This window comes from Microbacterium sp. JZ37 (assembly GCF_035188445.1).
Lineage (GTDB): Bacteria > Actinomycetota > Actinomycetes > Actinomycetales > Microbacteriaceae > Microbacterium > Microbacterium barkeri.
Genome location: NZ_CP045253.1, coordinates 337,781 through 363,073, shown reverse-complemented (window position 1 = coordinate 363,073; position 25,293 = coordinate 337,781). Strand labels below are relative to the sequence as shown.

Sequence of the window (25,293 nt, the reverse complement as noted above, 5' to 3'; positions counted from 1 at the left end):
CGTTCTCGGATGTGTCTGATGCGGATGGCCCGCGGATGTCGGATGGTCAGAGGATCGCGAGCGGGTTGACCGGCGACCCGACCGCGCCCGTGATCGGGATCGTCGCCGCGGTGAGCAGGAACTCCCATCGTCCCCGTTCCCGGCACGCGTCGGCCAGCCGGTCGAGATCCCACATCTCGCCGACCGTGAGCCCCATGTTGGGGATGACGACCTGGTGCAGGGGCTGGAAGGCCGCGTCGAACTCGTTCGGGCGCACCTCGAAGCCCCACGTGTCGGTCGCGATCGCCGCGATCTCCGAGCGGTGCAGCCATCCGGCCGTCGTGAACGACAGCCCGGCCGAAGGGCCGCCCGCGTAGTCTCCCCAGCCCTCGCGCCGCGCGCGTGCGAGCCGGCCGGTGCGCACGAGCACGATGTCGCCGCGGCCCACGCCGCTCGTCGGGCCCTGCGCGGCGATGCACGCGTCGAGCTCGACGGCCGTGATCGCGTAGCCGTCCTCGAGCTCGCCCGTCTCGGGGCGCAGGAACGCCCCCAGGTCGAGCAGCACCCCGCGGCTCACGAGCCGGTCGGCCGTGTGCTCGATGCCCGTGACGAGGTCGCCGTCGCTCGTGACGACATCGCCCGCGCGGCGCCCGTTCCACGCGAAACCGCGGTCGAAGATGTGGCCGAGGCCGTCCCACTGCGTCGAGCACTGCAGCGGCATCGCGATCACGTCGTCGGCGCCCCCGATCCCGTGCGGGAAGCCCTGGGCGCCGCGCTCGGCGTCGGTGCCGGTGTCGAGCATCGTGTGCACGGGGTTCGTGCGGCGCCGCCATCCCTTCTGCGGTCCGTCCATGTCGAACGACTGCGCGAGCGAGACGACGAGGCCGTCCTGCACGAGGCCGGCGGCCGTCCGCCGCTTGGCGTCGTCGATGAAGTTCAGCGTGCCGACGACGTCGTCCTCGCCCCAGCGCCCCCAGTTCCGGTACGCCTCGGCCGCCGCCGCGATGTGGCCGGCGGGGTCGGCGCGGTCGAGCTCCTGCGGATCCTCGGTGGGCGTCATCGCGCGGTCCCCTCGGCGACGCAGCGCACGACCTGGGCGCCCAGGCCCGAGATCGCGCCGGTCATGACGTCGCCGTCGCGCAGGAACCTCTTCCAGTGCTGGCCGTTGCCCGCGGGGCTGCCCGTGAGGAGCAGGTCGCCCGGGAGCAGCGGCATCGTCTGGCTCGCCGCCGAGACGAGCGCGGGGATGTCGAAGAGGAGATCGCTCGTCGAGGAGTCCTGCATCGTCTGCCCGTTGAGCTCGAGGCGCACGCGCGCGTCCTTCTCGTCGACGAGGCCGGCCGGCACGAGGAACGGCCCGGTCGGCAGGAAGCCGGGCGCGTTCTTCGACCGGTACCAGTCGGTGCCGATCTCCTTCATGTCCTTGCGGAACACGAGGTCGCGCGTCGTGATGTCGTTGACGATCGTGTAGCCCGCGACGTGCTCCATCGCGTCCTCCCGCGAGACGCGGAACGCCTCGCGGCCGATGACGACGGCGAGCTCGAGCTCCCAGTCGTGCACCTCGCTGTAGGGCGGCAGCGCGAGCGGCACGTCGTCCCCGACGACGCACGCGGGCAGGCCGATGAAGAAGTACGGCTCGCCGCTCGCCGCGCGCTCGTCCATCATGTCGGCCGCGAACGCGCGCGCCTCCTCGGGCGTGCGGTCGGTGTTGTTCGTGAGCCCCGCCGCGACGAGCTCGATGACGTGCTGACGGTAGTTCGCCCCCGTCTGCAGCACCTGGCGCGGCTCGACCGGCGCCGTGAGCACGACCTCGTCCAGCGGCCGCCATGGGCCGTCGGCCTCGGCGAGCGCGGCCATCCGCTCCCAGCCGGCGAAGGCGTCCGCGAGGAACGCGTTGAGGTCGGGGGCGCCGAGCTCATCGGGCCCCACGGGCCGGATGCGATCCCCGGCCACGAGGCCGAGGCGCACCTCCGCGCCGTCACGGTAGCGCGCGAGCGCGAAGCGGTTGTCGAGCCGCGAGTGCGACGTCATCGTCATCTCCTCATCATGAAGCGGATGGCCGGAGTCCGGCCCTGGGGACGCGGGAACGCGGGTCGCGTACGCGACCCGCGTTCCGTCGGCGTCAGCCCCGGCCCTGGACGGCGTAGGGGTTGAGCAGGGCTTCCTTGATCTCGTCGGGCACGCCCTCCTCGGTGGCGGACGGGCCGTTCGCGGGCGGGAACGACTCCGTCATCGACATCGGCATCGCGCCGTTGCGGTAGAAGTTGTTCGAGCCCTGCGAGGGGCGCCACGTGTTCGCCTCCCAGTCCGGCACGTAGTTGCGGTAGCCGCCCGTGTTGAGCTCGATGCGCAGGCTCGAGGGCTCGCGGTAGTAGAGGAACGTCTGCTCGCCGATGCCGTGGATGTTGGGGCCGTACTCGATCGGCGTGCCGTTCTCCATGAGCACGTCGGCGGCGATGAGCAGCTCCTCGCGGGTGTCGACCCAGAAGGCGTAGTGGTTGATGCGGCCGTCGCGGTCGGAGCCGTCGAGCACGACGCCGAGGTCGTGCGACTTCTCGTTGGTCGTCAGCACGCTGAACACCGAGATGGGCGCCTCGTCGAGCACGGTGCGCGCCATGAAGCGGAAGCCGAGGACGCGGACGTACCACTCGACGAACGCGTCGACGTCGCGCGCCGCGATCGTGACGTGGTCGAGCTGGCGCGGGGCGCCCGCGTGAGACGAGCGGCGCGCCGGGCGGTCGGGGTAGATCGACGCCTGGTCTGCGCCCGAGACGTAGTGCTCGACGTCCCAGTGCAGCGTCATGCGGTGCCCCTGCGGGCCGACGAAGCGGTAGGCGCGGCCGATCGCGTGCCCCTCGAACCACTCGCCATCGACGCCCTCGGCCTCGAGCCGGCGGACGGCCTCCTCGAGCGCCTCGGGGCTCGTCGTGCGCCATGCGGCGGTCTCGAGCGCGGGCTCGTCGCCCGGGACGACGACGACGCTGTAGCGGTAGTAGTCGCCCCAGCAGCGCAGGTAGACGGCGCCGCCGATGCGGTCGACGACCTGCAGGCCGACCTGCTCCTCGTAGAACTTCACCGACGCCTCGACGTCGGGCGTCGTGATGGCGACGTAGGACAGATGCGAAAGCAGTTTGATCATCTTCGATCCCTTCTCGGGTAGGTCTGCATCCACTCTCGGGCCATCGGGACTATCAGGGAACCCGAATTCTTCGATCCTCGGCATCACTCTGATTTATGACTCGGTGGGCCGCGTGCGCGCTCTTCAGCGCGGCCGATGACCGGCATTCGGATCGCTGATATCGCCCCCTCCCGCTCCCCCGCCGCGCGCTAGATTCGAAGGGACGACAGCGGCGAAGGCGCCGCGCGCGACGGTGGACGAGGGAGTGACACGACGTGATCGACAAGCAGATCCCGACGGCGGCCGAGGCGGTCGCCGACATCCCGGATGGCGCGAGCATCGCGGTCGGCGGCTTCGGGCTCTCGGGCAACCCCATCGCCCTCATCGAGGCCCTGCTCGCGCAGGGGACCACCGACCTCTCGATCGTCTCGAACAACTGCGGCGTCGACGACTGGGGGCTCGGCGTGCTCCTCGGCGCTCGCCGCATCCGCAAGATGACGTCGTCGTACGTCGGCGAGAACAGGGAGTTCGAGCGGCAGTTCCTCTCCGGCGAGCTCGAGCTCGAGCTCACTCCGCAGGGCACGCTCGCGGAGAAGCTGCGGGCGGGCGGCGCGGGGATCGCGGCGTTCTACACGCAGACGGGCGTGGGCACGCAGGTGGCCGACGGCGGCCTGCCGCGCCGGTACGCCGCCGACGGCTCGGTCGCTGTCGCCTCGCCCGCGAAGGACGTCCGCACCTTCGGCGAGCGCGAGTACGTGCTCGAGGAGGCCATCACGACCGACTTCGCGCTCGTCCACGCCTGGAAGGGCGACCGACACGGCAACCTCGTCTTCCGCAAGGCGGCCCGGAACTTCAACCCGCTCGCCGCGATGGCGGGCCGCGTGTGCATCGCGCAGGTCGAGGAACTCGTCGAGCCCGGCGCCCTCGACCCCGACGCCGTGCACCTGCCCGGCGTGTTCGTGCACCGGGTCGTCGAGGTGGGCACCGACATCGAGAAGCGCATCGAGAAGCGCACCGTCGCGACCGAGGGGAACTGACATGGCACTCACCCGCTTCCAGATGGCCGCGCGCGCCGCACGCGAGCTCCACGACGGCGAGTACGTGAACCTCGGCATCGGTCTTCCCACGCTCGTCCCGAACTTCGTGCCCGACGGCGTGACGCTCGTGCTCCAGTCCGAGAACGGCATCCTGGGGGTCGGGCCCTACCCGGCCGAGGACGCCGTCGATCCCGATCTCATCAACGCGGGCAAGGAGACCGTCACGACGCTCCCGGGCGCGGCCTTCTTCGACTCGAGCCTGAGCTTCGGGATGATCCGCGGCGGCAAGATCGACGCGGCCATCCTCGGCGCCATGCAGGTGTCGGCGTCGGGCGACCTCGCGAACTGGATGATCCCCGGCAAGATGGTCAAGGGCCCCGGCGGCGCGATGGATCTCGTGCACGGCGCCGGCCGCGTCATCGTCCTCATGGAGCACGTCGCCAAGGACGGGTCGCCCAAGATCGTCGACGCGTGCTCGCTCCCGCTCACGGGGCGGGGCGTCGTCGACCGGATCATCACCGACCTCGCCGTCATCGACGTGACCGCGGACGGGCTCGTCCTCCGCGAGCTCGCGCCGGACGTGACCCTCGACGAGGTCGTCGCGGCCACCCAGCCGGCCCTGATCGTCGCCCTCGAGGAGGAGGCAGCATGAACCCGCAGGACATCGTCATCGTCGCCGCAGCCCGGACCCCGCAGGGGCGGCTGAGCGGGCAGCTCTCGTCGCTGACCGCTCCGCAGCTCGGCAGCGCGGCCATCCGCGGCGCACTCGAGCGCGGGGGCATCGCGCCCGGCGCGGTCGACGCCGTCATCGTGGGCCAGGTGCTCGCGGCCGGATCGGGCCAGAACGCCGCCCGCCAGGCCGCGGTCGGCGCGGGCATCGGCTGGGACGTCCCGTCGCACTCCGTGAACAAGGTCTGCCTCTCGGGGCTGACGGCCGTGATCGACGCCGCGCGGATGATCGCCGTCGGCGACGCCGAGGTCGTCGTCGCGGCCGGCATGGAGTCGATGTCGCGCGCCCCGCATCTGCTCATGGGGTCGCGCACGGGCTGGACCTACGGCTCGGTCGAGGTGCTCGACCACATGGCGCACGACGGACTCACCGACGCGTACGACGGCGTGAGCATGGGGCTCTCGACCGAGAACCACAACCCGCGCTACGGGGTCGAGCGCGCGGCGCAGGACGAGGTCGCCGCGCTGTCGCATCAGCGTGCCGCCGCGGCGACCGAGGCAGGGGTCTTCGACGACGAGATCGTGCCCGTCGAGATCCCGCAGCGTCGGGGCGAGCCCGTCGTCGTGACGCGGGACGAGGGGATCCGCCCCGACACGACGGTCGAGACCCTCGCGCGGCTGCGCCCCGCGTTCGCCGAGGGCGGGAGCATCACGGCCGGCAACTCGTCGCAGATCTCCGACGGCGCGTCGGCCGTGGTCGTGACGACGCGCGAGCGGGCCGAGCGCGAGGGATGGCGCGCGCTCGCGACGATCGGAGCATCGGGCCAGACCGCGGGCCCCGACAACTCCCTCCAGGCGCAGCCGGCCGCGGCCATCCGCCGTGCCCTCGAGAAGCAGGGCATCGACGTCGCCGACCTCGATCTCGTGGAGATCAACGAGGCGTTCGGCGCCGTCGTCGCGCACTCGGCACGCGAGCTCGGCCTGTCGTCCGACATCGTGAACATCCACGGCGGCGGGATCGCGATCGGGCACCCGATCGGCGCCTCCGGCAACCGCCTCGTCGTGCACGCCGCCCACGAGCTCGCGCGCCGCGGCGGAGGGACCGCCGTGGTCGCACTGTGCGGTGGAGGAGGCCAGGGCGACGCCCTCGTCCTCACGGCGTGATCGAGGCGTTATCGACCGGCGCTATGGTGATGGCGCCGGTGATCGACGGCGGTGATACGATCCGGGTACGCTCATCGCCGAGCGGACCCGACCCGAGGACCACGCCGCCGTGCCCGATCAGCCGCTGCTCTCACGACTCGACCTGAACCTGCTCGTCTCGCTCGACGCGCTGCTCACCGAGCGCAGCGTGACGCGCGCCGCCGAGCGCCTCCACCTGAGCCAGCCCGCGCTGAGCGCGTCGCTCTCGCGGCTCCGCGCGCACTTCGACGACCCCATCCTGGCGCGACGCGGCAACGCGTACGAGCTCACGCCGCTCGCGATGCGCCTGACCGAGCACACGACGACGGCGCTCGAGGCCGCGCGTCGGGTCTTCGAGAGCCAGGCCGCGTGGAACCCCGAGCAGTCCACGCGCGAGTTCGCGATCTTCGGTTCGGACTACGGCTTCGCGACGGTCGGGCGGACGGTGAGCCGCATCGCCCGCGAGCGGGCGCCGGGCGTGCGCTTCCGGTTCATGCTCCACAACCAGACCATCGTCGAGGACGCCGCCACGCGCCTGCGGGCCGCCGACGCCATGCTCATCCCGCACGGCTTCCTCACCGACCTGCCGTACGCCGATCTGTGGCAGGACGACTGGGTCGGCATCGCGAGCGCCGACGACGCGCGCATCGGCACGCAGGCCACGATGAAGGACCTCGCCGAGCGCCCGTGGGTGTTCACCTACCAGTCGCGCGAGGCGTTCACGTCGGCGAGCCGCCAGCTGCAGCAGCTCGGCATCGAGCCCCGCGTCGAGGCGGTCGTCGAGAGCTTCCTCGCCCTCGGCCACTTCGTCGAGGGCACCGACCGGCTCGGCATCGTGCAGTCGGCGCTCGCGCCGATCGTGGAGCGCTCGGCGGCGGTGCGCACGTTCGCCCTCCCGTTCGACGCGACGCCCGTGCTGAACGCCATGTGGTGGCATCCCGTGCACGACCGCGACCCCGAGCACCAGTGGATGCGCGAGCTCTTCGTCGACGCCGCCGCCGAGCTCGGCGCGCGCGCCGACCCGAAGCGGCTTCCGTAGACTCGGGCCGTGGCGCGCGCACGCCGCGCCGCAGCGGGAGGACGACGCGAGGGTGACGGCACGGACGGCTTTCGGCTGGTCTCGCCTGGCGGCGGCGGCCCTGTGCCTGGTCGCGCTCGTCCACCGGCTCGCCTGGGGCCTCAGCTCGCAGACGATCGCCGGCGAGAACTTCCTCGCCTACCTCACGATCCAGTCGAACATCGCCTTCACGGTGCTCGCGACGATCGCCGGGGTGATCGCCCTCCGACACGACGAGGACCCGCCCTGGCTGACCACGGCGCGCGCCCTCATCCTCAGCTGGACGATCACGGCCGGTCTCGCCTTCGCGCTCATCGTCTGGCAGGCGGGGCTGCGCGGCATCCGGATCGACGTGCCCTGGTCGGACGTCGTGCTGCACTTCGTGCTCCCGATCTGGACCATCCTCGCGTGGCTCTTCGGGCCCGGCCGCCGCGCGGCGTCCTGGCGCGTCGTGCCGTTCGTGCTCGTGTACCCGCTCGTGTGGGGCGGCTTCACGATGTGGCGCGGCGCGATCGTCGGATGGTTCCCGTACTACTTCCTCGACCTGCGGCAGGTGTCGGGCTTCGCGGAGTTCGCGGTCACGTGCGCGATCGCGCTCGCGATCTTCGCGGGCGTGGCATCGGGGCTCGTGCTGCTCAGCCGCATCCGGCCGACCGTCCGCGACGCGGACGGGCGCCCCTGACGCGCGCAGGGCCATCCGCTCGATACGCTCGGAGTTCGCCCCCGATGACGGATGTCGGCGGCGCGATCGACGAGGAGGACCCCCGATGAGCCGGTTCGCGATCGGGGAGCACGACTTCCTGCTCGACGGAGAGCCGTTCCGCATGCTCGCGGGCGCGCTGCACTACTTCCGCGTGCACCCCGACCAGTGGCGCGACCGCATCCGCAAGGCGCGGGCCATGGGGCTGAACACGATCGAGACGTACATCGCGTGGAACGCGCACGCGCCGCGGCGCGGCGAGTTCCGCCTCGACGGGGGCCTCGACCTCGGCCGCTTCCTCGACGACGTCGCGGCCGAGGGCATGCACGCGATCGTGCGGCCGGGGCCGTACATCTGCGCCGAGTGGGACAACGGCGGCCTGCCGGCCTGGCTCTTCCGCGACGGCGCCGGGGTGCGCCGCTCCGAGCCCCGGTATCTCGACGCCGTGCGCGAGTACTACGCGCAGATCGCGCCCGTTCTCGTGCCGCGGCAGATCGACGCGGGCGGGCCGATCATCCTCATGCAGGTCGAGAACGAGTACGGCGCGTTCGGCGACGATGCGGCCTATCTGCGCGAGGTCGCCGACCTCACGCGCGCGATCGGAATCACCGTGCCGCTCACGACCGTCGACCAGCCCACCGACGAGATGCTCGCCGCGGGCGGCCTGCCCGACCTGCACCGCACCGGCTCGTTCGGCTCGCGGGCGACCGAGCGGCTCGCCACGCTGCGCCGTCACCAGCCCACGGGGCCGCTCATGTGCTCGGAGTTCTGGTGCGGATGGTTCGACAGCTGGGGCGAGCACCACCACACGACCTCGGCGGAGGACTCGGCCCGCGAGCTCGACGACCTGCTCGCGGCGGGCGCCTCGGTGAACATCTACATGTTCCACGGCGGCACGAACTTCGGATTCACGAACGGAGCGAACGACAAGGGGCGGTACATCCCCATCGTCACGAGCTACGACTACGACGCGCCGCTCGACGAGACGGGCCACCCGACCGCGAAGTACCGCGCGTTCCGCGACGTCATCGCGAAGTACGCGCCGGTCCCCGACGAGGAGCCAGCGGCCGTCCGGCCCGACGCGCCCGTCTTCGACGTCGCGCTCGACCGCGCGCTCTCGCTGTGGGATGGTCTCGAGCTGCTCGGCGTGGAGACCTCGGTCGACCACCTGCCGACGATCGACGAGCTCGACCACTTCGGCGGGTTCACGCTGTACCGCGCCACGCGCCCGATCGAGGCGCCGGGCGTGCTCGCATTCGACGAGGTCCGCGATCGCGCCCAGGTCTTCCTCGACCGGAAGCCGGTCGGGGTCCTCAGCCGCGATCACGGCGAGCGGCGCATCGCGCTGCCCCAGGGCGGCGTGCTCGAGCTGCTCGTCGAGGACCAGGGGCGGGTGAACTACGGCCCGCGCCTCGGCGAGCCCACGGGGCTCATCGGTCCCGCGACGCTCGACGGCGCGCCGATCGACGCGTGGGAGGCGGCACCGCTCACGTGGGAGCGCCTCGACGAGCTGGCCGACCGCGCGAGCGCACACGGATCCGCCGCGCACGCGGGCCCCGGCGTCGCGTTCGGGATGTTCGACGCGCCCGCGGGCCGCGACCTGCTGCTCGACACATCCGGATGGGGCAAGGGCGCCGTGTGGGTGAACGGGTTCTGCCTCGGCCGGTTCTGGTCGCGGGGCCCGCAGCGCACGATGTACGTGCCCGGCCCGGTCGTGCGCGAGACGGGCAACCGGATCGCCGTGCTCGAGCTGCACGCGGGCGAGGCGGTCGCGCGGTTCGTCGCGCAGCCCGACCTCGGCCACACCGAGCTCTGAGACCGCGCTACCCCGCGGACGGGGTCGGCTCGGGCGGCGTCGGCTCGGATGGGGTCGGCTCCGGCGTGGGCGACGCCGGCGCGAAGAACCCGAGCGATTCGAGAGCAGCGGACTGCGCGTCGCCGTCGTCGAGCGCCGCGAACGCCTCGGCCTCGTCGCCGCCCACGAGGCCGACGAGCACGGGCTCGCCGGTCGCGGGCGCGAGATTGAACCAGGTGCGGATGGCGCCCGTCCCGCCGACGAGGTGCCAGATCGCGGCGTCCGTCGCCCAGAACCGCTCCTCGAAGCGGAGCCACACGGTCTCGATCGCGCCCATCCCGAGCGCCGCCACCGCTCCCCGCTGAGCGGCCGGCAGCTCGGGCGAGAACTCGATCCCCTGGTGCTTGAGCACGCCGAGCGGCACTGTGACGACGACCCGATCGTACGACAGGGCCTCGCCCGTCGCGAGGCGCAGGCTCACGCCGCGGTCGTCGTGCGCGATGCGGACGACGGGCGACGAGAGCGTCACCTGGATGTCGTCGAGCGGCCCCTCGACGAGGCCGGCGACATCGCCCGCCGCCGCGCGCAGCGTGTCGGCGGGCAGCGGCGGCGGGAACCAGCACGAGGCATCAGCTGCACTCGCGCCCGTCGTCGCCGCGAGCCAGGCGAGCGACGCGGCGAGCGCAGGATCGTCGAGGTCGGCGCCCGTCGCGAGCAGTGCGGCCTCGAGCGGCACGTCCGCGGCGCCCGCGCTGCCGCGTTCGACCGCCTCGCGCACCGCGTCGAACGCGAGCGTCGCCGTCTCGCCCTGCTCCGACCATCCGGTGGCCGTGTCGAGGTCGATGTCGGGGATCCCGAGCAGCCGCAGGCGCCCGAGGAGCGCCTCGTCGTCGTCGCCGAAGGTCCACGCGCCGAGCTGGGCCGGGATCGGCCACGGGTCGTCGGGCACCGAGTGGAGGCGCCCGCCCACGCGGTCGCGGGCCTCGAACACCGTGACGTCGTGACCGGCGTCGGCGAGCGCGCGCGCCGCGACCGCGCCGGCGATGCCCGCTCCCACGACCGCGAGGCGCTCCCCCGAGCCGGCGGCCGCGAGCACCTCGTCGGCCGCGCGTGAGCCCGAGCGGTGCGCGCCCATGACCGTCGCCGGCTGATCGGTGGCGGTCGCCTCGCCCGCGAAGAACACCCGGTCGCCGACCGGCTGCGCGAGCGCCTCCCGGTGCTGCGGCGTCGCGCCGACCGCGATGAAGCTGCGCGCTCCGCGAGCGTACGGGTCGGCCGACCACGTGCTGCGCAGCCAGGCGGAGGGCACCGGCACGCCGTTCGACGGCGTCGGGATCGGGGCCGGCGTCGACGGCGCGGGCGTCGACGGCCCCGGCTGCGGATCGCCCGTGCACGACGCGAGAAGCATCGCGACGGCGCCCGTGCCGGCGCCGACGAGCAGGGTGCGGCGCGTGATCCTCATCGTGTCGCCAGACTACCCGCCGGCGTCGGGTTCGATCCGGTACCGGAACGTCCCCCGGTACGCGTACACGCGGCCCACGACGGGCGCGTCGACCGTCAGCTCCACGCGCTGGCGGCCGACCGCGTCGTCCCAGCTCTCGCGGAGGCGCACGACGGGCGCCACGCGACGCGGGAGGCGCACCCGCAGGCGCCCCCAGCGCAGTCCGACCGACCGGCTCACGAGCACGAGCGCCCCGTCGTCCACCCGCACGTCGAACACCGCCGCGAGCGTCGGGGGCTCCCCGAGCCGATCGACGACGCGCCCTGTCTCGGCGAGCGCGACAGCATCGACCATCGTCCAGTCGCCGCCCGGGAGCCGCAGCTCCCTGCGGGCGAGCGCGCGGCCATCCGCCGTCCGGTTGACGATCCGGAACGGCACGTCGCGCGCCCAGCCGGCCCACACGACGCCGCGCGCCTCGAGCACGCGCAGCAGGGGATGCAGCCAGCGGCGCGGCGTGCCCACCGTGTCGAACACGCCCTCCCCGACGCCGACGCTCCCCTCGGGGATCGTCGAGAAGTACCGCCGCAGGGTCGGATGGAGCTCGTCGATCCGCGCCCCGAGCGCCCGCGCGTACGGCGATCCGGTCACGCCGCGAGCCTACGCGTCGTCGGAGAGGACCTCGTTCGCGATCCGGAACGCCGTGTTCGCGGCGGGCACGCCCGAGTAGATCGCGGACTGCAGGATGACCTCGCGGATCTCGTCGACCGTGAGGCCGTTGCGGAGGGCAGCGCGCAGGTGCATCGCGAGTTCCTCGTGATGCCCGTGCGCGATGAGCGAGCTGAGCACGGCGACCGAGCGCGACCGGCGATCGAGGCCGGGGCGCGACCAGATGTCCCCCCACGCGTAGCGGGTGATGAGGTCCTGGAAGTCCGCGCTCAACGGCGTCTGATTCGCCGTCGCGCGATCGACGTGCGCGTCGGAGAGCACCGCGCGGCGCACGGCCATCCCCTGGTCGTAGCGCTCCTCGTCGGTGAGCCCCTTGCCGTCGGGTCGGGTCATCGTGCGATCCCCTCGAAGTGGCGGATGAGCTGCTCGGCGACCGCCGCCGGCTGCTCGGCGGGCGCGAGGTGGCTCGCGTCGGGGATCACGACGGAGCGGCCGTCCTGCACCCCCTGCGCGATCGCCTCGGCGTGGGCGGGCGGCGACACGGGATCGTGCGCGCCCGCGACCGCGAGCACGGGCACCGCGATCTCGCTGAGGCGATCGGCGACGTCGTACTGCGCGAGGGCCTCGCAGCACAGCGCGTAGCTCTCGTCGTCGGCGTCGCTCAGCGCGTGGAGCAGCCGCCCGCTGAGCACCGGCACGCGGGCGATCGAGCCCGGCGCGAACCACCGCTCGGCCGAGCCGCTCACGAGCACGGGCGTGCCCTGCGCGCGCACCTGCGCTGCACGGTCATGCCACGCCTGCGGCTGGCCGAAGCGCGGCGACGCGCACACGATCGCGGCGCGGGACACGAGGCCCGGGTGCCGCAGCAGGAGCTCGAGCCCCGTCGCGCCGCCCAGCGAGACGCCCGCATAGAGGAAGGGCTCGCCGACCGCCTCGGCCACCGCGTCGGCGAGGTCGCCGACCGTGAAGGGCTCCGCGACCGGCTTCGCGGCGCCGTGCCCCGGGAGGTCCCACAGGGCGACACGGAAGCGCGCGGCGAGGAGCGGGGCGACGCTCTCCCAGAGGATGGTCGAGGTGCCGAGCGAGGGCCCGAGCACGACGAGCGGGGCGTCGGCGGGGCCGACGGGGGCGGTGAGGGCGATCATGCGCTCTCCTCCTCGGTCAGGGGCGAGTGGTCGGCGGCATCCTCGGTCGCGCGGTCGACGGAGGCCCCCGCGAGCCCCGTGTACCGCGCGGGGTCGAGGAGGTCGTCGACGTCGACGCCGTCGACGCCGGCCTCGGCGAGGGCCGTCGCGACGAGCGCACGCAGGTCGCCGCCCGCTCCCGCGGCCGAGACGATGTCCTTCACGCGATCGCGCCCGAGCACGGGGCCCAGCGCGACGGACAGGCGCTCGGCGACGATGAGCCCTCCGGTCGCGGCGAGGTTCCGCTCCACCGCGTCGCGGTTGACGCGGAGCCCCGAGACGAGGTCGACCGCGTGCGCCGAGGCGCCGAGGGCGAGCCGCAGGAGCTCGCGCAGCGTCGGCCACTCGGCATGCCATGCGCCGTCGGGGCGCTCGTCGACGGCGAGGCCGGCCGCCGAGTGCAGCGTCGCAGCGAGGTGCGGGGCGCGGATGGCGGCGGAGCGGATGAGCACCGACCGCGCGGGATTCTGCTTCTGCGGCATGGCGGACGAGCCGCCGCCCGTGCCCTCGGCGAGCTCGCCGATCTCGGTGCGCGACAGCGTCGCCACGTCGGCGGCGATGAGGCCGAGCGCGTCGAGCGCCTGCGCGAACGCGTCTCCGGCCTCGGTCACGGGCCAGCGGGTGACGTGCCAGACGCCGTCGGGAGCCGCGAGGCCGAGCGCCGTCGCGAAGGCGGCCGGCAGCTCGCTCGCGCGGGCGCGCCCCGCGACCTCGACGAACGAGGCGAGCGTGCCGCCTGCTCCGCCGAGCTGCGCGGGGAACTCCAGCGCGGCGAGCCGCGCTCGCGCCCGGCGGACGGCCCGCAGCCAGTTCGCGGCGCGGAGGCCGACCGTCGTGGGCACCGCGTGCTGGGTGAGCGTGCGCGCGGCGGCCGGCACGTCGCGGTACTCCTGCGCGAAGTGCTCGAGCGACCCGACGACCGCGTCGAGCGAGGCGAGCACGTGCGCCGCGGCATCCTTCGCGACGAGCATGAGCGCCGTGTCGAGGATGTCCTGGCTCGTCGCGCCCCGGTGGATCCACGGCTTGACGTGCGGCCCCGCGAAGATCCGCAGCTCGTTCGCGAGCGGGATCACCGGGTTCCCGCCGGCGACCGCGGCCAGCGCGAGCGCGTGCACGTCGGCCACGCCGAGAGCGTCGGCCTCGGCGCGCACGGCGTCGACGTCCTTCACCGCCCCGACCGCGATGTAGGCCTCGATGAGCGCGCGCTCGGCGAGCACGAGAGCCGACAGCACCGCGGCGTCCGACACCCGATCCTCGCGCCCGGCGGTCACCGGCGAGAGGAGTCCGGCGTCGAAGCGGTCGGGGTCAGTATGCAAGGAAGACGGTCTCCTCATCCCCCTGCAGCCGGATGTCATGGTGCAGGTAGCCATCGGACGTGCGTGTCGCGATGAGCGTAGCGCGCTCGCCCTCGTCGAGGGAGGCGAGGAGCGGGTCCTGCGCGAGGCGCTCGGGCTCCTCCGGCAGGTAGATGCGCGTGTGCAGCTTGTTGGGAAGACCGCGCGCCCACAGCACCACCGCGAAGAACGGCGCCTTGCCCTCGATCGGGCCGGGGTTGCGTGTCCAGAACTCGTAGTGGCCCTCGTCATCCGTGAACGAGCGGCCGTAGCCCGTGAACGAATGCCCGTCGCGGCGGAGCGTTCCGCGCGCACGCGGCACCGTGCCATCCGTGTCGGCGCCGAAGATCTCGACGACGGCGTCGGGGATGGGGTGCCCGTTGCCGTCGCGCACGGTGCCGCCGAGCACGATCGCGCCGGGGCTGTGCGGGAAGGCGACCTGCGCCATCCCGTCGAACTCGAGACCGAACTTGAAGAACGGTCCGACGGTCTGGCCGGCGGTGGGGGCGAGCGTCTTCTCGCCGAGGTCGCTGCGGGTCATCAGTGCTCGTCTCCCTCGGGCTCGAACCACGTCGCGTCGGGGCCGTCGACGACGATGTCCCAGCGGTAGCCCATCGAGAACTCGGGCACCGTGAGGTCGTGGTCGTAGGTCGCGATGAGCCGCTCGCGGTCCTTCTGGTCGCGGATCGTGTTGTAGATCGGGTCGAGCGCGAACAGCGGGTCGCTCGGGAAGTACATCTGCGTCACGAGGCGCTGCGTGAAGCCGCGGCCGAAGACGGAGAAGTGGATGTGCGCAGGGCGCCACGCGTTGACGTGGTTCTTCCACGGGTACGGGCCCGGCTTGATCGTCGTGAAGGAGTACTCGCCGTTGGCGTTGGTGATCGTGCGGCCGGCGCCCGTGAAGTTCGGGTCGAGCGGAGCGGGGTGCTGGTCGCGCTGGTGGATGTAGCGGCCAGCGGCGTTGGCCTGCCACAGCTCGATGAGCTGGTTCGCGATCGGACGCCCCCAGCCGTCGAGCAGACGGCCGCTCACGGTCATCCGCTCGCCCTGCGGCTCGCCCGCGTGCTGCAGCGTCAGGTCGGACTCGATCGCCGCGACATCCCGCTCGCCGTAGGCGGGCGACCACAGCTCGATCGTCTCGGGGTCGACGAGCTTCGGGTTCTTCGTCGGGTGACGCAGGATGCTCGACCGGTACGGGGGGAAGTCGTAGAGCGTGCTGGGCACGTTCTCCCCCGCGGCCACGCGCGCGGCGGCGTCGGCGTGGATCTGCCGGATCTCCTCGGTGATCTCGGCCTGGCTCACCTGATCGGGCGAGGCGAGCAGCGACTCGGGGGCCGCCGCGGTCTGCTCTGGCGTCATGGTGTCTCCTTCGACGAGCTGCCGGTCCAGTGTGGCGCGACCGCCGCACCGGCGGGCGGGATTCTCCCGGTGAGTGGGAGGAGCGGCCGGGAGGGGCGGCGAGGGCGGCGTTCGGGCGGCGGAGCGCGGCGAGGGGCGGCGTTCGCGGGACACAGCGCAGGAGTTCCGGGCGCGACGCGGATGGCGAGCCGCGTGATTCCGGGGGAGGGCAGCCGCGAAGGCGCGGGAACTCCTGCGTTGTGTCCCGGACGGATGGCCGGAGCGAGCTCGTCAGCTCGCGTCGCGGAGCTCGCGCGTCAGAGCGGCGGCCGTCTGCCGCACGAGAGCCGCGAGGCGCCGCTCATCCGCCGTGTCGATATGCGCGACGACGCCGATCGCCGTGGGCGGGAGCCCGCGCACATGCCCGAGCATCGCGGCGATCGAGATGTTGCCGAGGGTCATCTCCTCGCGCGCGACCGCGTAGCCACGGGCCTTGGTGGCGGCGAGGTCGGCGCGCACGGCCTCCTCGGACGTGAGGGAGTGCACGGTCTCGCGCTCGAGCGGCGCCCGGAAGAACTGCCGCAGCCACTCCTCGCCCTGCTGCGCGAGCATGGCCTTGCCGACGCCGACGGTGTGGAGCGGGTGGCGACCGCCCATGCGCGACAGGGTCGGGATGGATCCGTGGCCCGTGACGCGTCCGACGTAGAGCGCGGATGCGCGTTCGGGCGTCGGCGCGTCGAGCACCGCGAGGTGGACGTTCTCGCCGGTCGCCTCGTAGAGCCGCTGCATGTGCGGCAGCGCGGTCTCGCGCAGCCGGAGGGACAGCGGCGAGAGCTCGCCCAGCTCCCACAGCCGCGGTCCGACGATGTAGCGCCGCCCCGGAGCGCGGGCGAGCAGGCCGTGATCGACGAGCTGGGCGAGGATGCGGTGGAGCGTCGACGACGACAGCCCCGTCTGCTCCGACAGCCGCGTCGCGCTGAGATCGGGCTCGTCGGCCGTGAAGCACGCGAGGATCCGCATCGCCCGCGTGAGGACCCCTTCGCCCTCCCCCTCCACTCCCATGTCTCGATTGTCGCGCCTCTGGGCCATCCGAACCCGCACGACGCGAGACATGGAGACCTGGCCGGATGGCCTCCCGCGTCCCCGAATCGGATCCGTGCGACAGGAGTCGCCCCCTGCGCACGACACGCTCACACGCGCCCCGGCCATCCGATTCCGGTCACGCACGAAGCGAGACATGCCAGGGCGGCGGGCGACAATGGCCCCATGGCGAACTCCCCGTCGGGCGACTCGGTCACCGAGCGGATCGTGCGCGTGCTCGAGACGTTCACGACCGACCGCACGGTGCAGACGACGGCCGAGATCGGCCGACGCGCCGGCCTGCCGTCGTCGACGGCGCATCGGATGGTCGCCGACCTCGTCGCGTCGGGGCTGCTGGAGCGGGATGGCGAGCGCCGCATCCGCCTCGGCCTGCGCCTGTGGGAGCTCGCCGAGCGCGGTTCCCTCGCCCTGCGGCTGCGACAGGTCGCCCTGCCGTTCATGGAGCGCGTGCAGAGCCGGATCCGCGAGCACACCCAGCTCGCGGTGCTCGAGCGGGGCGAGGCGCTCTTCCTCGAGCGCCTGTCGTCGCCGACGTCGGGCGCCAACATCACGCGCGTCGCCGGGCGGCTGCCCCTGCACGCGTCGTCGTCGGGTCTCATCCTCCTCGCGTTCGCACCAGAGGAGGAGCGCGAGCGGGTGCTCGCCGAGCCGCTCGCCGCGGTCTCACCGGAGACCGTCGTCGACCCGGTCGAGCTGCGGCGCCGCCTCGGCGCCATCCGGCGCGACGGATTCGTCGTCGCGGAGGGCTCGATCGAGTCGGTGTCGACGGGCGTCGCCGTTCCGGTGCGGGATGGCCGGGGCCCGGTGATCGCGGCCCTGTCGGTCGTCCTGCCGCGCGACGCGCCGACCGCCGGCGCGGTCGAGGAGCTCCGTGCGGCGGCGGCGGGGATCTCCGCCTCGCTCGGCGCGTCCCGGCGCTGACGCCGCGCGGGACGCGATTCCCGTTGAACGGGAACAATCGCGCAGGCGGGCCGTCCCGCCCGGGAGACTCGTGCCATCCCGACCACGTCGAAGGAGACGGACATGACCGAGCGCACGCGCGTCGCCATCATCGGAGCCGGCCCGGCGGGCCTCCTCCTCTCGCACCTGCTGGGCCGTCAGGGGATCGAGTCGATCGTCATCGACCAGCGCTCGCGCGAGCAGATCGAGACGACCATCCGCGCCGGCATCCTCGAGCAGGGCACGGTCGAGATCCTCAGCGAGACCGGGGCATCCGACCGCGTGCACACCGTCGGGCGGCGCCACGAGGGCATCGAGCTCGCGTTCGCCGGCGAGCACCATCGCATCGACTTCGCTGCGACCGCGGGCAGGGCCGTGTGGCTCTACCCCCAGCACGAGGCGCTCAAGGACCTCATCGCGGCGCGACTCGCCGCCGGCCAGGACCTCCGCTTCGAGGTCACGGCAGAGCGCGTCGAGGACGCCGAGTCGGATCGGCCCCGCCTCATCGCGCGCGACGCGTCCGGCGCGCCGGTCGAGATCGAGGCCGATTGGATCATTGGCGCGGATGGCTCGCGCTCGGTCGCGCGGTCATCGGTCAGCGGGCAGCGAGCGGGGTACTTCCGCGAGTACCCGTTCGCGTGGTTCGGCATCCTCTGCGAGGCGCCGCCGAGCGCCGAGGAGCTCATCTACTCCAACTCGGTCGAGGGCTTCGCGCTCATCAGCCAGCGCAGCCCCGACGTGCAGCGGATGTACTTCCAGTGCGACCCAGAGGCCGACCCGGATGCGCTCAGCGAGGCCGAGCTGTGGGAGACGCTGCAGGCGCGCGTTCCCGGCACGACGCTCAAGGAGGGTCGCATCTTCCAGCGCGACATCCTGCGGTTCCGCAGCTTCGTGGCCCACGAGCTGCGCCGAGGCCGCGTCGTGCTCGTCGGCGACGCCGCGCACACGGTCCCGCCGACGGGCGCAAAGGGGATGAACCTCGCCGTCGCCGACGTCGTGCTCCTCAGCGAGGCGCTGCGCAGCGCGCTGGCCGACGGCGACGACGCACTCGTCGACGCCTATCCCGAGACCGCGCTCGAGCGGATCTGGAAGGCGCAGCACTTCTCCTGGTGGATGACGAGCATGCTGCACCTGCAGCCGGAGGCGAGCGACTTCGACCGCCGGCGCCAGCTCGGGGAGCTCCGCACGGTCGTCGAGTCGGAGGCCGGGCGCACCTACCTCGCCGAGGCGTACACCGGATGGCCGATGCCCGGCATCGAGGCCGTGCTCGGCCGGTAGGCACCCCGGGAGGGACGCGCGACCGCCGGTGCGTGCGGCGTGCGGCGGCGCGTGCGTGCGGCCGCCGGTGCGTGCGGCGGCGCGGGCGTGCGTGTCTCACCCGCTGCGGGAATCCAGCCCGCTAACCCGCCAAAACCGAGACATCAACACCCCACCCAACGCACATGTGCGGCGGCGCGGGCGTGCGTGTCTCACCCGCTGCGGGAATCCAGCCCGCTAACCCGCCACAACTGAGACACGAACGCCCAGGCCCCTACCAACCCGCCCGCGCCCGCCGCCGGAGAAAGACCGAAAGACCGCGCGCAGGAGAAAAGACCGAGAGCAGGACGATCGGGCGAAGATCGTCCTGCTCTCGGCGGATTGTCCTACTCCCGGGGCGGGACAATCCATCGCCCCAGGTCGGAAGCAGCTCAGCCGGCCGCCGGCACCGCCCGCGCCGCGCGCACCGCATCCGCGTACACCGCGGCACTCGGCTTGGGCGTCCGCGCGAACGTGTCGCGGTCGACCGACACGAGGCCGAGCTTGGGGCCGTAGCCGAAGATCCACTCGAAGTTGTCCATGAGCGTCCAGTGGCAGTAGCCGAGCACGGGCGTGCCCGCCGCGATCTCCTCGCCGAGGGCCTCGAGCGCCGCCGGGATGAACGCCGCGCGCTGCGTGTCGTCGTCGGTCTGGATGCCGTGCTCGGTCACGAACACGGGCACTCCCGACACCTCGTGCGCGTAGCGGACGGCGCCCGCGAGCGACGCCGGCTCGATGACCGTGCCCATCCCGTTGCGCGGCCCGTCGGGGACGACCTCGCCCGAGGGGGCGTGATAGGTCCGCTCGTAGTTCTGCACGCCGATGAAGTCGTCGTCGCGGGCGACCTCGAGCCAGTGGTCGTAGACCGCCGCACGGCGCGCGTCGCGACGCGCCTCGCCGCCGGGCAGCGCGACCTCGTCGGAGATCGCGATCGAGACGCCGACGGGGAGGTCCGCCCGCCGCGCCTGGACGGCGGCCTTCGCGGCGCGGTGAGCGACGGTGAACGCCTCCTGGAAGTCGGCCTGCGCCTCGGCCGGCAGCACGTTCGACGCGAAGTAGCGCTCGGCGCCGGCCGCCCGCGCGGCCGCGGCGAGCATGTCGCGCTTGAGCTGCTCGGCGACCGGAGGCAGCTTGCCGCCCGCCTGCAGCAGCTGCTCGAGGTTCGGCTCGTTGAGCGTCACGACCGCCTCAAGGCGGTCCCCGAAGCGCGCCATGACGCGGTCGGCCTGCTCAGCGAACAGAGCCGCGGCGTCGGAGGCGAGCCAGGACCCCGCGGCCGAGAACCAGTGCGGCGACGCGAAGTGGTTGAGGGTCACGAGGGGGGCGAGGCCGCGCTCGAGCGCGGCGTCCACGACCCGCTCGTAGTGGTCGAGCTCCTTCTGCGACACGACGCCGCGCTCGGGCTCGATGCGCGCCCATTCGACCGAGAAGCGGAAGGCGCTGAGCCCGAGCCCCGCGACGAGGTCGAGGTCGCTCTCGAAGAGGTCGTATGCGCGGCAGGCCTCACCCGAGCGCTCCCGGAACAGCGTCGGCGTCACGTTCTCGAGGAACCAGATGTCGCTGTGGACGTTGCCGCCCTCGTTCTGGTGGCCGGCCGTCGCGACGCCCCAGAGGAAGCCGTCGGGGAAGGAGGTCATGTCGTCACTGCTTTCTTCGGGATTCGATCGAGGAGGGATGGCCACCCCGCGCGGGGCGGCCATCCGAGGTCAGCGCGCTCCGCGCACGAAGAGGATCACGAGGCCGCCGATCACCGCGGCGATCGCCCCGGCGATGAAGAGCGCGGCGAAGTTCGGGCCGGCGGGCCCCGCGCCGATCGCGAGGAGGGCGGGCGCCGCCGCGGCGACGATCGTCACGGGCAGGTTGTCGGCGATCTTGAGGATGCCGAGGTCCTTCGCGGGGTTGTCGGGGTCGGGGAGCACCTGCGTCGCGAGCACGAGCTCGACCGCGAAGTACACGCCCTGGCCGAGGCCGACGACCGTGCACGCCACGAGGTAGAAGCCGAAGTCGGGCGCGAGCGAGGCGAGCACGAGGCCGACGGCGAGGATGACCGCGGCGACGAGGATGAAGGGCTTGCGGACGCCGAGGCGGTCGCTGAGCTTGCCGACGAGGGGAGCGACGAGCATCGTGATGCCGAGGTTCACGACGACGGTGAGCAGGATGGCCGTGCCGAGTCCCGCAGGCTCCATGTGCAGCTTCTGCAGCAGGTAGATCGCCTGGTACCCGTTCAGCGCGGCGACGCCCGAGAACACGAGCATGCGGCTCGTGAAGACCCACGTGAAAGCGGAGTGCTTGAGCGGGTTCACCCAGAACACGCGCAGCGCGGCTCGCAGGTCGAAGGGCGGCTGCGGGAACTCCCACCTCGGGTCGCGGACGACCACCGCGAGCACGAGCATCCCGATGACGGCGAGAGCGGTCGGGATGCCCACGAGCGGGAGGAGCTGCTGCCCGAACGGCACCGCCACGGCCATCCCGAACAGCGCGCCGATCGGCGTGCTCATGCTCACGAGCGCCGTGGCGACGCCGCGCTGGTCGGCGGGCAGCTGGTCGGTGAGGAGCGCCATGACCGTGACGTTGGCCGCGACGAACCCCGTCGTGATGAGGAGGTGCGCCGCGACGAACACGGGCACGTTCGGTGCCGTCACGAGCAGGATGGCCCCGAGCACGAACGCGATCGCCCCCACGACGAGATACGGGCGGCGCCGGCCGAAGCGCGACCGCGTGCGGTCGCTCAGCGTGCCGACGATGGGCAGCGCGAACAGCGTGAGGATGCCCGCGACGGCGCTCGAGATCGAGATCGTCGTCGTCGCGGTCGCGGCGTCGATCTCCGTCGCCTTGAGCGTGAGGGTGAGGAGCGCCGCCGACATCTGAGCGGCGGCCGCGCCCACCATCGCGAGGACGAGGAAGAACGTGAAGCCGCGGGGGCGCTTCACGCTCTGGCGGAACGCCTCGGTCGGGGTGAGCTCGCGGAGGGTGTCGGTCGTGATCGCGGGGGTCGCGCCGAACGGCGTGGCCGCGGGGACGTCTTTGGGGATGGTCATGGTGGCTTCCTTGCCGATGGGGGCCGTCGGGTCGGCCGTCTCTTCGTCGATGGGTCCCGTCGCCGGGATCCGGGAGACGCTAACACGAAAAGTTAAAGGGTTCAATGTTTTTGCGCGGATCCTGGTACGGTGCTGACATGGCAGGGCCCCGAGGCGAGTACCGGAAGAGCGCGGAACGGCGCGCGCAGATCCTCGACGCCGCGTTCGCGGTGTTCGCGAAGAACGGGTACACCGCGAGCTCGGTGAACGAGATCGCGCGCGCCGTGGGCATCACCCAGACGGGCGTCCTCCACCACTTCGCGGGCGGCAAGATCGCCCTCCTGCGCGCCGTTCTCGAGCAGCGCGACGCGCGCGCCGAGGGCGTCCTCGAGGCGCGGCGCGGCCGCGACTTCCTCCTCGGCCTCGTCGAGATCTCCCGCGCGCAGGCCGCCCAGCGCGGCGTCGTGCAGCTCTACCGCAACCTCTCGGCCGAGGCGGTCGACCCGGACCATCCCGCGCACGAGTACTTCCACGCCCGCCTCGAGCGCATCGCCGACGCCGTCACCCGCGCGTTCGCCGAGGTGCGCGACGACGGAGGGCTCCGCGACGGCGTCGACCCGCGCACCGCCGCGCTGCGCACGATCGCGATGACGGAGGGCCTCGAGCTCCTCTGGCTGAACGGCTTCGACGTCGACATGGCCGACGACATCCGCGACGTCATCGACGGCTATCTCGTCGATCCCCTCTGACCCGACCACGACCATCCGCGGACGCCGTCGTCCGCCATCCGTCAGGAGCCCCATGAGCATCGCCGCCCGCCCTGTGACCGTCGAGCACCACCGCGAGCCGATCGGCATCGGCGAGACGCGTCCGCGCCTGTCGTGGATCGTCGACGCCGACCAGCCCGGATGGGCGCAGCGCGCCTACGAGATCGAGATCGTCTCCGACGCGGGCGCGTTCACGACCGGACGCGTCGAGTCGGTCGATCAGGTGCTCGTGCCCTGGCCTGCCGAGGCGCTCGGCAGCCGGGCGCGCCGCTCGGTGCGGGTGCGCGTGTGGGGCGCCGAGGGCGACGCGTCGGACTGGAGCGCGCCGACCGTCCTCGAGACGGGGCTGCTCGACTCCGCACTGTGGGAGGCGCGGATGGTCGCTCCCGCGCTGCCCGAGACGGGGGACGGCGGCGAGCCGGCCGCGCTGCTGCGCGGCGAGGCCGAGCTCCGCGGCGGGATCGTGCGCGCCCGCGTCCGCGCCACGGCCCGGGGCGTCATGACGCTGCGGATCAACGGGCGCCCCGTCGGCGACGACGTGCTCCACCCCGGATGGACGAGCTACGCGCGGCGGCTGCGCTATCGCACGTGGGATGTCACCGAGCTCGTGCACGAGGGACGCAACGCCCTCGGAGTGCACCTTGCGGACGGCTGGTACCGCGGGTACCTCGGGTTCGGCGGCCTCCGCGACCTCTACGGAGACCGGACGGCCGCGCTCGTGCAGCTCGAGGTCGAGCACGCCGATGGCACCCTCACGGTGGTCGGGAGCGATGAGACCTGGCGTTCGACCCTCGGGCCCGTGACGCGCGCCGACCTGTACATGGGCGAGACCTACGATGCGCGGCGCGCCATCGCCGGATGGGACGAGCCCGGCTTCGACGACGCCGCGTGGGATGCCGTGTCGACGGCCGCGTTCGACCCCGCGACCCTCGTCGCGCCCGACGGTCCCGCCATCCGCCGCACCGAGACCATCCGCCCCGTCGAGGTGCGCACCTCGCCGACCGGCCGGACGATCCTCGACTTCGGGCAGAACCTCGTCGGCCGCCTCCGCGTGCGCGTCCCGGCCGACGCAGGCGAGATCGTGCTGCGGCACGCCGAGGTGCTCGAGCACGGCGAACTCGGCACCCGACCGCTGAGGCGCGCCCGTGCGACCGATGTGATCCTCGGCGATGGCGCAGCGTTCACGTGGGAGGCCGCTTTCACGTTCCACGGCTTCCGGTACGCAGAGGTGGGCGGATGGCCGGGCGACGTCGATCCGTCGGCGTTCGAGGCCGTCGTGCTGCACACCGACATGCGCCGCGTCGGCACCTTCTCGTGCTCGGATCCGCTGCTCGACCGCCTGCACGAGAACGTCGTGTGGGGCATGCGAGGCAACTTCCTCGACGTGCCGACCGACTGCCCGCAGCGCGACGAGCGCCTCGGCTGGACGGGCGACCTGATGGCCTTCGCGCCGACCGCCGCGTACCTCTACGACACGTCGGGGATGCTCACGGGATGGCTCGCCGACCTCGCCGCCGACCAGCACGACGACGGCAACGTGCCGGTGTACATCCCGTGGGCCGACGTCGACCCGAACATGCCGCCGCTCGGGGCCGAGGCCGGCTGGGGCGACGCCGCGACGGTCGTGCCGTGGACGCTCTACGAGCGCTTCGGCGACGTCGAGATCCTGCGCCGCCAGTGGGGTTCGATGACCGGATGGGTCGAGGCGCTCGCCGCGCGGGCGGGCGACGCCCTCGACTTCTCCAGTGGAGGGTTCTCGTTCGGCGACTGGCTCGACGCGGCGGCGCCCGACGACCAGCCGTGGGCTGCGCGCCTGCCGTGGCAGGCGGTCGCGACCGCGTACCTCGCGCTGTCGGCGCGCATCCTCCGCGACGCCGCCGCCATCCTCGATCGCCCCGAGGACGAGGCGCGCTACGCGGACCTCTTCGCCCGCACGGCGGCGCGCTACCGCGACGAGTACGTCACCCCGACCGGGCGCGCGGCGTTCCCGTCGCAGACCGCGTACGCCCTGGCCATCCGCTTCGGCCTCCTGCTCCCCGAGCAGGAGGAGCACGCAGGAGAGCTCATGGCCGCCCAGGTCGCCGCCGACGGTTTCGCGATCGGCTCGGGCTTCCTCGGCACGCCGCACGTGCTCGACGCGCTCGCCGACACCGGTCACGCCGCGACGGCGTGGCGGCTCCTCCTGCAGACGGAGTGCCCGTCGTGGCTCTACGCCGTGACGATGGGGGCGACCACCGTCTGGGAGCGCTGGAACTCGATGCTCCCCGACGGCTCGATCAACCCGGGCGAGATGACGTCGTTCAACCACTATGCGTTCGGAGCTGTGGCCGACTTCCTCCACCGGCGAGTCGGCGGACTCGCTCCGGCAGCGCCGGGCTACCGCCGCATCCGGGTCGCGCCGCTTCCGACTCCCGAGCTCACGTGGGCGCGCACCGCGCACGAGACGCCCTACGGTCGCGCGGAGGCGTCCTGGACTCTCGAGGACGACGCCTTCGCCCTCGAGGTCGTCGTCCCGCCGTCGACCGAAGCCGAGATCGTGCTGCCCGACGGGTCAGAGCCGACGATCGTCGGCTCGGGGACGCACCTGTTCGCGTGCGCGTTCACCGCCGGTGAGGCGGCCGCGGTGGCCGCGTCGTTCACGGGCTAGCGGCGGCCCGGCGTCCGGCGGGCGGA

Annotated in this window: 23 protein-coding genes; 10 read left to right on the top strand and 13 right to left on the bottom strand. The window is 72.9% G+C overall.

Going from position 1 to position 25,293, the window contains the following annotated elements:
* Positions 1 to 46 precede the first annotated feature (46 nt).
* From GC092_RS01670 to GC092_RS01660, 3 genes are all read right to left on the bottom strand, one after another.
* Positions 47 to 1,039 (bottom strand): cyclase family protein, encoded by a 993-nt coding sequence (locus GC092_RS01670; protein WP_324013716.1) that lies wholly within the window; start codon positions 1,037 to 1,039, stop codon positions 47 to 49.
* A complete protein-coding gene (locus GC092_RS01665; protein WP_324013715.1) occupies positions 1,036 to 2,016 on the bottom strand; it encodes a fumarylacetoacetate hydrolase family protein in 981 nt (326 codons plus the stop codon). The genes GC092_RS01670 and GC092_RS01665 overlap by 4 nt, the downstream gene beginning before the upstream one ends.
* A gap of 85 nt (positions 2,017 to 2,101) precedes the next feature.
* On the bottom strand, positions 2,102 to 3,118 hold the full coding sequence (locus GC092_RS01660; protein ID WP_324013713.1) for a VOC family protein: 1,017 nt from the start codon (positions 3,116 to 3,118) through the stop codon (positions 2,102 to 2,104).
* Positions 3,119 to 3,372: 254 nt separating this feature from the next.
* Between GC092_RS01660 and GC092_RS01655 the strand changes: the two genes are divergently transcribed.
* The 6 genes from GC092_RS01655 to GC092_RS01630 all read left to right on the top strand — a co-directional run bounded on the left by GC092_RS01655 (position 3,373) and on the right by GC092_RS01630 (position 9,558).
* Positions 3,373 to 4,134 carry a CoA transferase subunit A gene (locus GC092_RS01655; RefSeq protein WP_271172961.1) on the top strand — a complete coding sequence of 254 codons (762 nt, stop codon included), beginning with the start codon at positions 3,373 to 3,375 and terminating at the stop codon, positions 4,132 to 4,134.
* 1 nt (position 4,135) lies between these two features.
* On the top strand, positions 4,136 to 4,786 hold the full coding sequence (locus GC092_RS01650; protein WP_271172962.1) for a CoA transferase subunit B: 651 nt from the start codon (positions 4,136 to 4,138) through the stop codon (positions 4,784 to 4,786).
* Entirely contained in the window at positions 4,783 to 5,967 is a 1,185-nt protein-coding gene (locus GC092_RS01645) for an acetyl-CoA C-acetyltransferase (protein ID WP_324013710.1), read from the top strand. The genes GC092_RS01650 and GC092_RS01645 overlap by 4 nt, the downstream gene beginning before the upstream one ends.
* A gap of 109 nt (positions 5,968 to 6,076) precedes the next feature.
* Positions 6,077 to 7,024, top strand: coding sequence for a LysR family transcriptional regulator (locus GC092_RS01640; protein ID WP_324013709.1), 948 nt, complete (start codon positions 6,077 to 6,079; stop codon positions 7,022 to 7,024).
* A gap of 52 nt (positions 7,025 to 7,076) precedes the next feature.
* On the top strand, positions 7,077 to 7,724 hold the full coding sequence (locus GC092_RS01635) for a Pr6Pr family membrane protein (RefSeq protein WP_324013707.1): 648 nt from the start codon (positions 7,077 to 7,079) through the stop codon (positions 7,722 to 7,724).
* A gap of 85 nt (positions 7,725 to 7,809) precedes the next feature.
* Positions 7,810 to 9,558 carry a glycoside hydrolase family 35 protein gene (locus GC092_RS01630; protein WP_324013706.1) on the top strand — a complete coding sequence of 583 codons (1,749 nt, stop codon included), beginning with the start codon at positions 7,810 to 7,812 and terminating at the stop codon, positions 9,556 to 9,558.
* 7 nt (positions 9,559 to 9,565) lie between these two features.
* Here GC092_RS01630 and GC092_RS01625 read toward each other — a convergent pair whose 3' ends face one another.
* From GC092_RS01625 to GC092_RS01590, 8 genes are all read right to left on the bottom strand, one after another.
* Positions 9,566 to 10,999: a flavin monoamine oxidase family protein gene (locus GC092_RS01625; protein ID WP_324013704.1), complete on the bottom strand. Its 1,434-nt coding sequence runs from the start codon at positions 10,997 to 10,999 to the stop codon at positions 9,566 to 9,568.
* A 12-nt stretch (positions 11,000 to 11,011) separates the two neighbouring features.
* Complete coding sequence (locus GC092_RS01620; RefSeq protein ID WP_324013703.1) at positions 11,012 to 11,626, bottom strand: DUF4166 domain-containing protein; 615 nt, start codon at positions 11,624 to 11,626, stop codon at positions 11,012 to 11,014.
* 9 nt (positions 11,627 to 11,635) lie between these two features.
* Positions 11,636 to 12,037: a 4-carboxymuconolactone decarboxylase gene (gene pcaC / locus GC092_RS01615; protein WP_324013701.1), complete on the bottom strand. Its 402-nt coding sequence runs from the start codon at positions 12,035 to 12,037 to the stop codon at positions 11,636 to 11,638.
* Positions 12,034 to 12,789: an alpha/beta fold hydrolase gene (locus GC092_RS01610; protein ID WP_324013699.1), complete on the bottom strand. Its 756-nt coding sequence runs from the start codon at positions 12,787 to 12,789 to the stop codon at positions 12,034 to 12,036. Before GC092_RS01610 ends, pcaC begins: the two co-directional genes overlap by 4 nt.
* Positions 12,786 to 14,144 carry a lyase family protein gene (locus tag GC092_RS01605; RefSeq protein ID WP_282978807.1) on the bottom strand — a complete coding sequence of 453 codons (1,359 nt, stop codon included), beginning with the start codon at positions 14,142 to 14,144 and terminating at the stop codon, positions 12,786 to 12,788. Before GC092_RS01605 ends, GC092_RS01610 begins: the two co-directional genes overlap by 4 nt.
* Entirely contained in the window at positions 14,134 to 14,703 is a 570-nt protein-coding gene (pcaG, locus tag GC092_RS01600; protein WP_282978808.1) for a protocatechuate 3,4-dioxygenase subunit alpha, read from the bottom strand. Before pcaG ends, GC092_RS01605 begins: the two co-directional genes overlap by 11 nt.
* Entirely contained in the window at positions 14,703 to 15,521 is an 819-nt protein-coding gene (pcaH, locus tag GC092_RS01595) for a protocatechuate 3,4-dioxygenase subunit beta (protein ID WP_271172973.1), read from the bottom strand. Before pcaH ends, pcaG begins: the two co-directional genes overlap by 1 nt.
* A 270-nt stretch (positions 15,522 to 15,791) precedes the next feature.
* Positions 15,792 to 16,562 carry an IclR family transcriptional regulator gene (locus GC092_RS01590; protein WP_324013694.1) on the bottom strand — a complete coding sequence of 257 codons (771 nt, stop codon included), beginning with the start codon at positions 16,560 to 16,562 and terminating at the stop codon, positions 15,792 to 15,794.
* A gap of 204 nt (positions 16,563 to 16,766) precedes the next feature.
* Here GC092_RS01590 and GC092_RS01585 point away from each other — a divergent pair, with 204 nt between their 5' ends.
* Positions 16,767 to 17,522, top strand: a complete 756-nt coding sequence (locus GC092_RS01585) for an IclR family transcriptional regulator (protein ID WP_324013693.1) — start codon at positions 16,767 to 16,769, stop codon at positions 17,520 to 17,522.
* 102 nt (positions 17,523 to 17,624) lie between these two features.
* Complete coding sequence (locus GC092_RS01580) at positions 17,625 to 18,818, top strand: 4-hydroxybenzoate 3-monooxygenase (protein WP_324013692.1); 1,194 nt, start codon at positions 17,625 to 17,627, stop codon at positions 18,816 to 18,818.
* 410 nt (positions 18,819 to 19,228) lie between these two features.
* Here GC092_RS01580 and GC092_RS01575 read toward each other — a convergent pair whose 3' ends face one another.
* Together GC092_RS01575 and GC092_RS01570 are read right to left on the bottom strand one after the other, a co-directional pair.
* Positions 19,229 to 20,473 (bottom strand): glycoside hydrolase family 1 protein, encoded by a 1,245-nt coding sequence (locus GC092_RS01575; protein WP_324013691.1) that lies wholly within the window; start codon positions 20,471 to 20,473, stop codon positions 19,229 to 19,231.
* Between the two features lie 69 nt (positions 20,474 to 20,542).
* The gene (locus GC092_RS01570) at positions 20,543 to 21,874 is read right to left on the bottom strand and encodes an MFS transporter (RefSeq protein WP_324013690.1); all 1,332 of its coding nucleotides are present in this window, start codon (positions 21,872 to 21,874) and stop codon (positions 20,543 to 20,545) included.
* A 137-nt stretch (positions 21,875 to 22,011) separates the two neighbouring features.
* On the opposite strand from GC092_RS01570, the gene GC092_RS01565 reads away from it, so the two are divergent.
* Together GC092_RS01565 and GC092_RS01560 are read left to right on the top strand one after the other, a co-directional pair.
* Complete coding sequence (locus GC092_RS01565) at positions 22,012 to 22,602, top strand: TetR/AcrR family transcriptional regulator (protein ID WP_282978821.1); 591 nt, start codon at positions 22,012 to 22,014, stop codon at positions 22,600 to 22,602.
* Between the two features lie 52 nt (positions 22,603 to 22,654).
* Positions 22,655 to 25,267, top strand: a complete 2,613-nt coding sequence (locus GC092_RS01560) for a family 78 glycoside hydrolase catalytic domain (RefSeq protein WP_324013689.1) — start codon at positions 22,655 to 22,657, stop codon at positions 25,265 to 25,267.
* Positions 25,268 to 25,293: the final 26 nt, after the last annotated feature.

Coding starts and splice junctions, on each gene's coding strand:
- GC092_RS01630 (WP_324013706.1), top strand. CDS start 7,810: ATGAGCCGGTTCGCGATCGGGGAGCACGACTTCCTGCTCGACGGAGAG.
- GC092_RS01590 (WP_324013694.1), bottom strand. CDS start 16,562: ATGGGAGTGGAGGGGGAGGGCGAAGGGGTCCTCACGCGGGCGATGCGG.
- GC092_RS01580 (WP_324013692.1), top strand. CDS start 17,625: ATGACCGAGCGCACGCGCGTCGCCATCATCGGAGCCGGCCCGGCGGGC.
- GC092_RS01565 (WP_282978821.1), top strand. CDS start 22,012: ATGGCAGGGCCCCGAGGCGAGTACCGGAAGAGCGCGGAACGGCGCGCG.
- pcaH (WP_271172973.1), bottom strand. CDS start 15,521: ATGACGCCAGAGCAGACCGCGGCGGCCCCCGAGTCGCTGCTCGCCTCG.
- GC092_RS01625 (WP_324013704.1), bottom strand. CDS start 10,999: ATGAGGATCACGCGCCGCACCCTGCTCGTCGGCGCCGGCACGGGCGCC.
- GC092_RS01660 (WP_324013713.1), bottom strand. CDS start 3,118: ATGATCAAACTGCTTTCGCATCTGTCCTACGTCGCCATCACGACGCCC.
- GC092_RS01645 (WP_324013710.1), top strand. CDS start 4,783: ATGAACCCGCAGGACATCGTCATCGTCGCCGCAGCCCGGACCCCGCAG.
- pcaC (WP_324013701.1), bottom strand. CDS start 12,037: ATGACCCGACCCGACGGCAAGGGGCTCACCGACGAGGAGCGCTACGAC.
- GC092_RS01670 (WP_324013716.1), bottom strand. CDS start 1,039: ATGACGCCCACCGAGGATCCGCAGGAGCTCGACCGCGCCGACCCCGCC.
- GC092_RS01575 (WP_324013691.1), bottom strand. CDS start 20,473: ATGACCTCCTTCCCCGACGGCTTCCTCTGGGGCGTCGCGACGGCCGGC.
- GC092_RS01560 (WP_324013689.1), top strand. CDS start 22,655: ATGAGCATCGCCGCCCGCCCTGTGACCGTCGAGCACCACCGCGAGCCG.
- GC092_RS01665 (WP_324013715.1), bottom strand. CDS start 2,016: ATGACGATGACGTCGCACTCGCGGCTCGACAACCGCTTCGCGCTCGCG.
- GC092_RS01570 (WP_324013690.1), bottom strand. CDS start 21,874: ATGACCATCCCCAAAGACGTCCCCGCGGCCACGCCGTTCGGCGCGACC.
- GC092_RS01650 (WP_271172962.1), top strand. CDS start 4,136: ATGGCACTCACCCGCTTCCAGATGGCCGCGCGCGCCGCACGCGAGCTC.
- GC092_RS01585 (WP_324013693.1), top strand. CDS start 16,767: ATGGCGAACTCCCCGTCGGGCGACTCGGTCACCGAGCGGATCGTGCGC.
- GC092_RS01610 (WP_324013699.1), bottom strand. CDS start 12,789: ATGATCGCCCTCACCGCCCCCGTCGGCCCCGCCGACGCCCCGCTCGTC.
- pcaG (WP_282978808.1), bottom strand. CDS start 14,703: ATGACCCGCAGCGACCTCGGCGAGAAGACGCTCGCCCCCACCGCCGGC.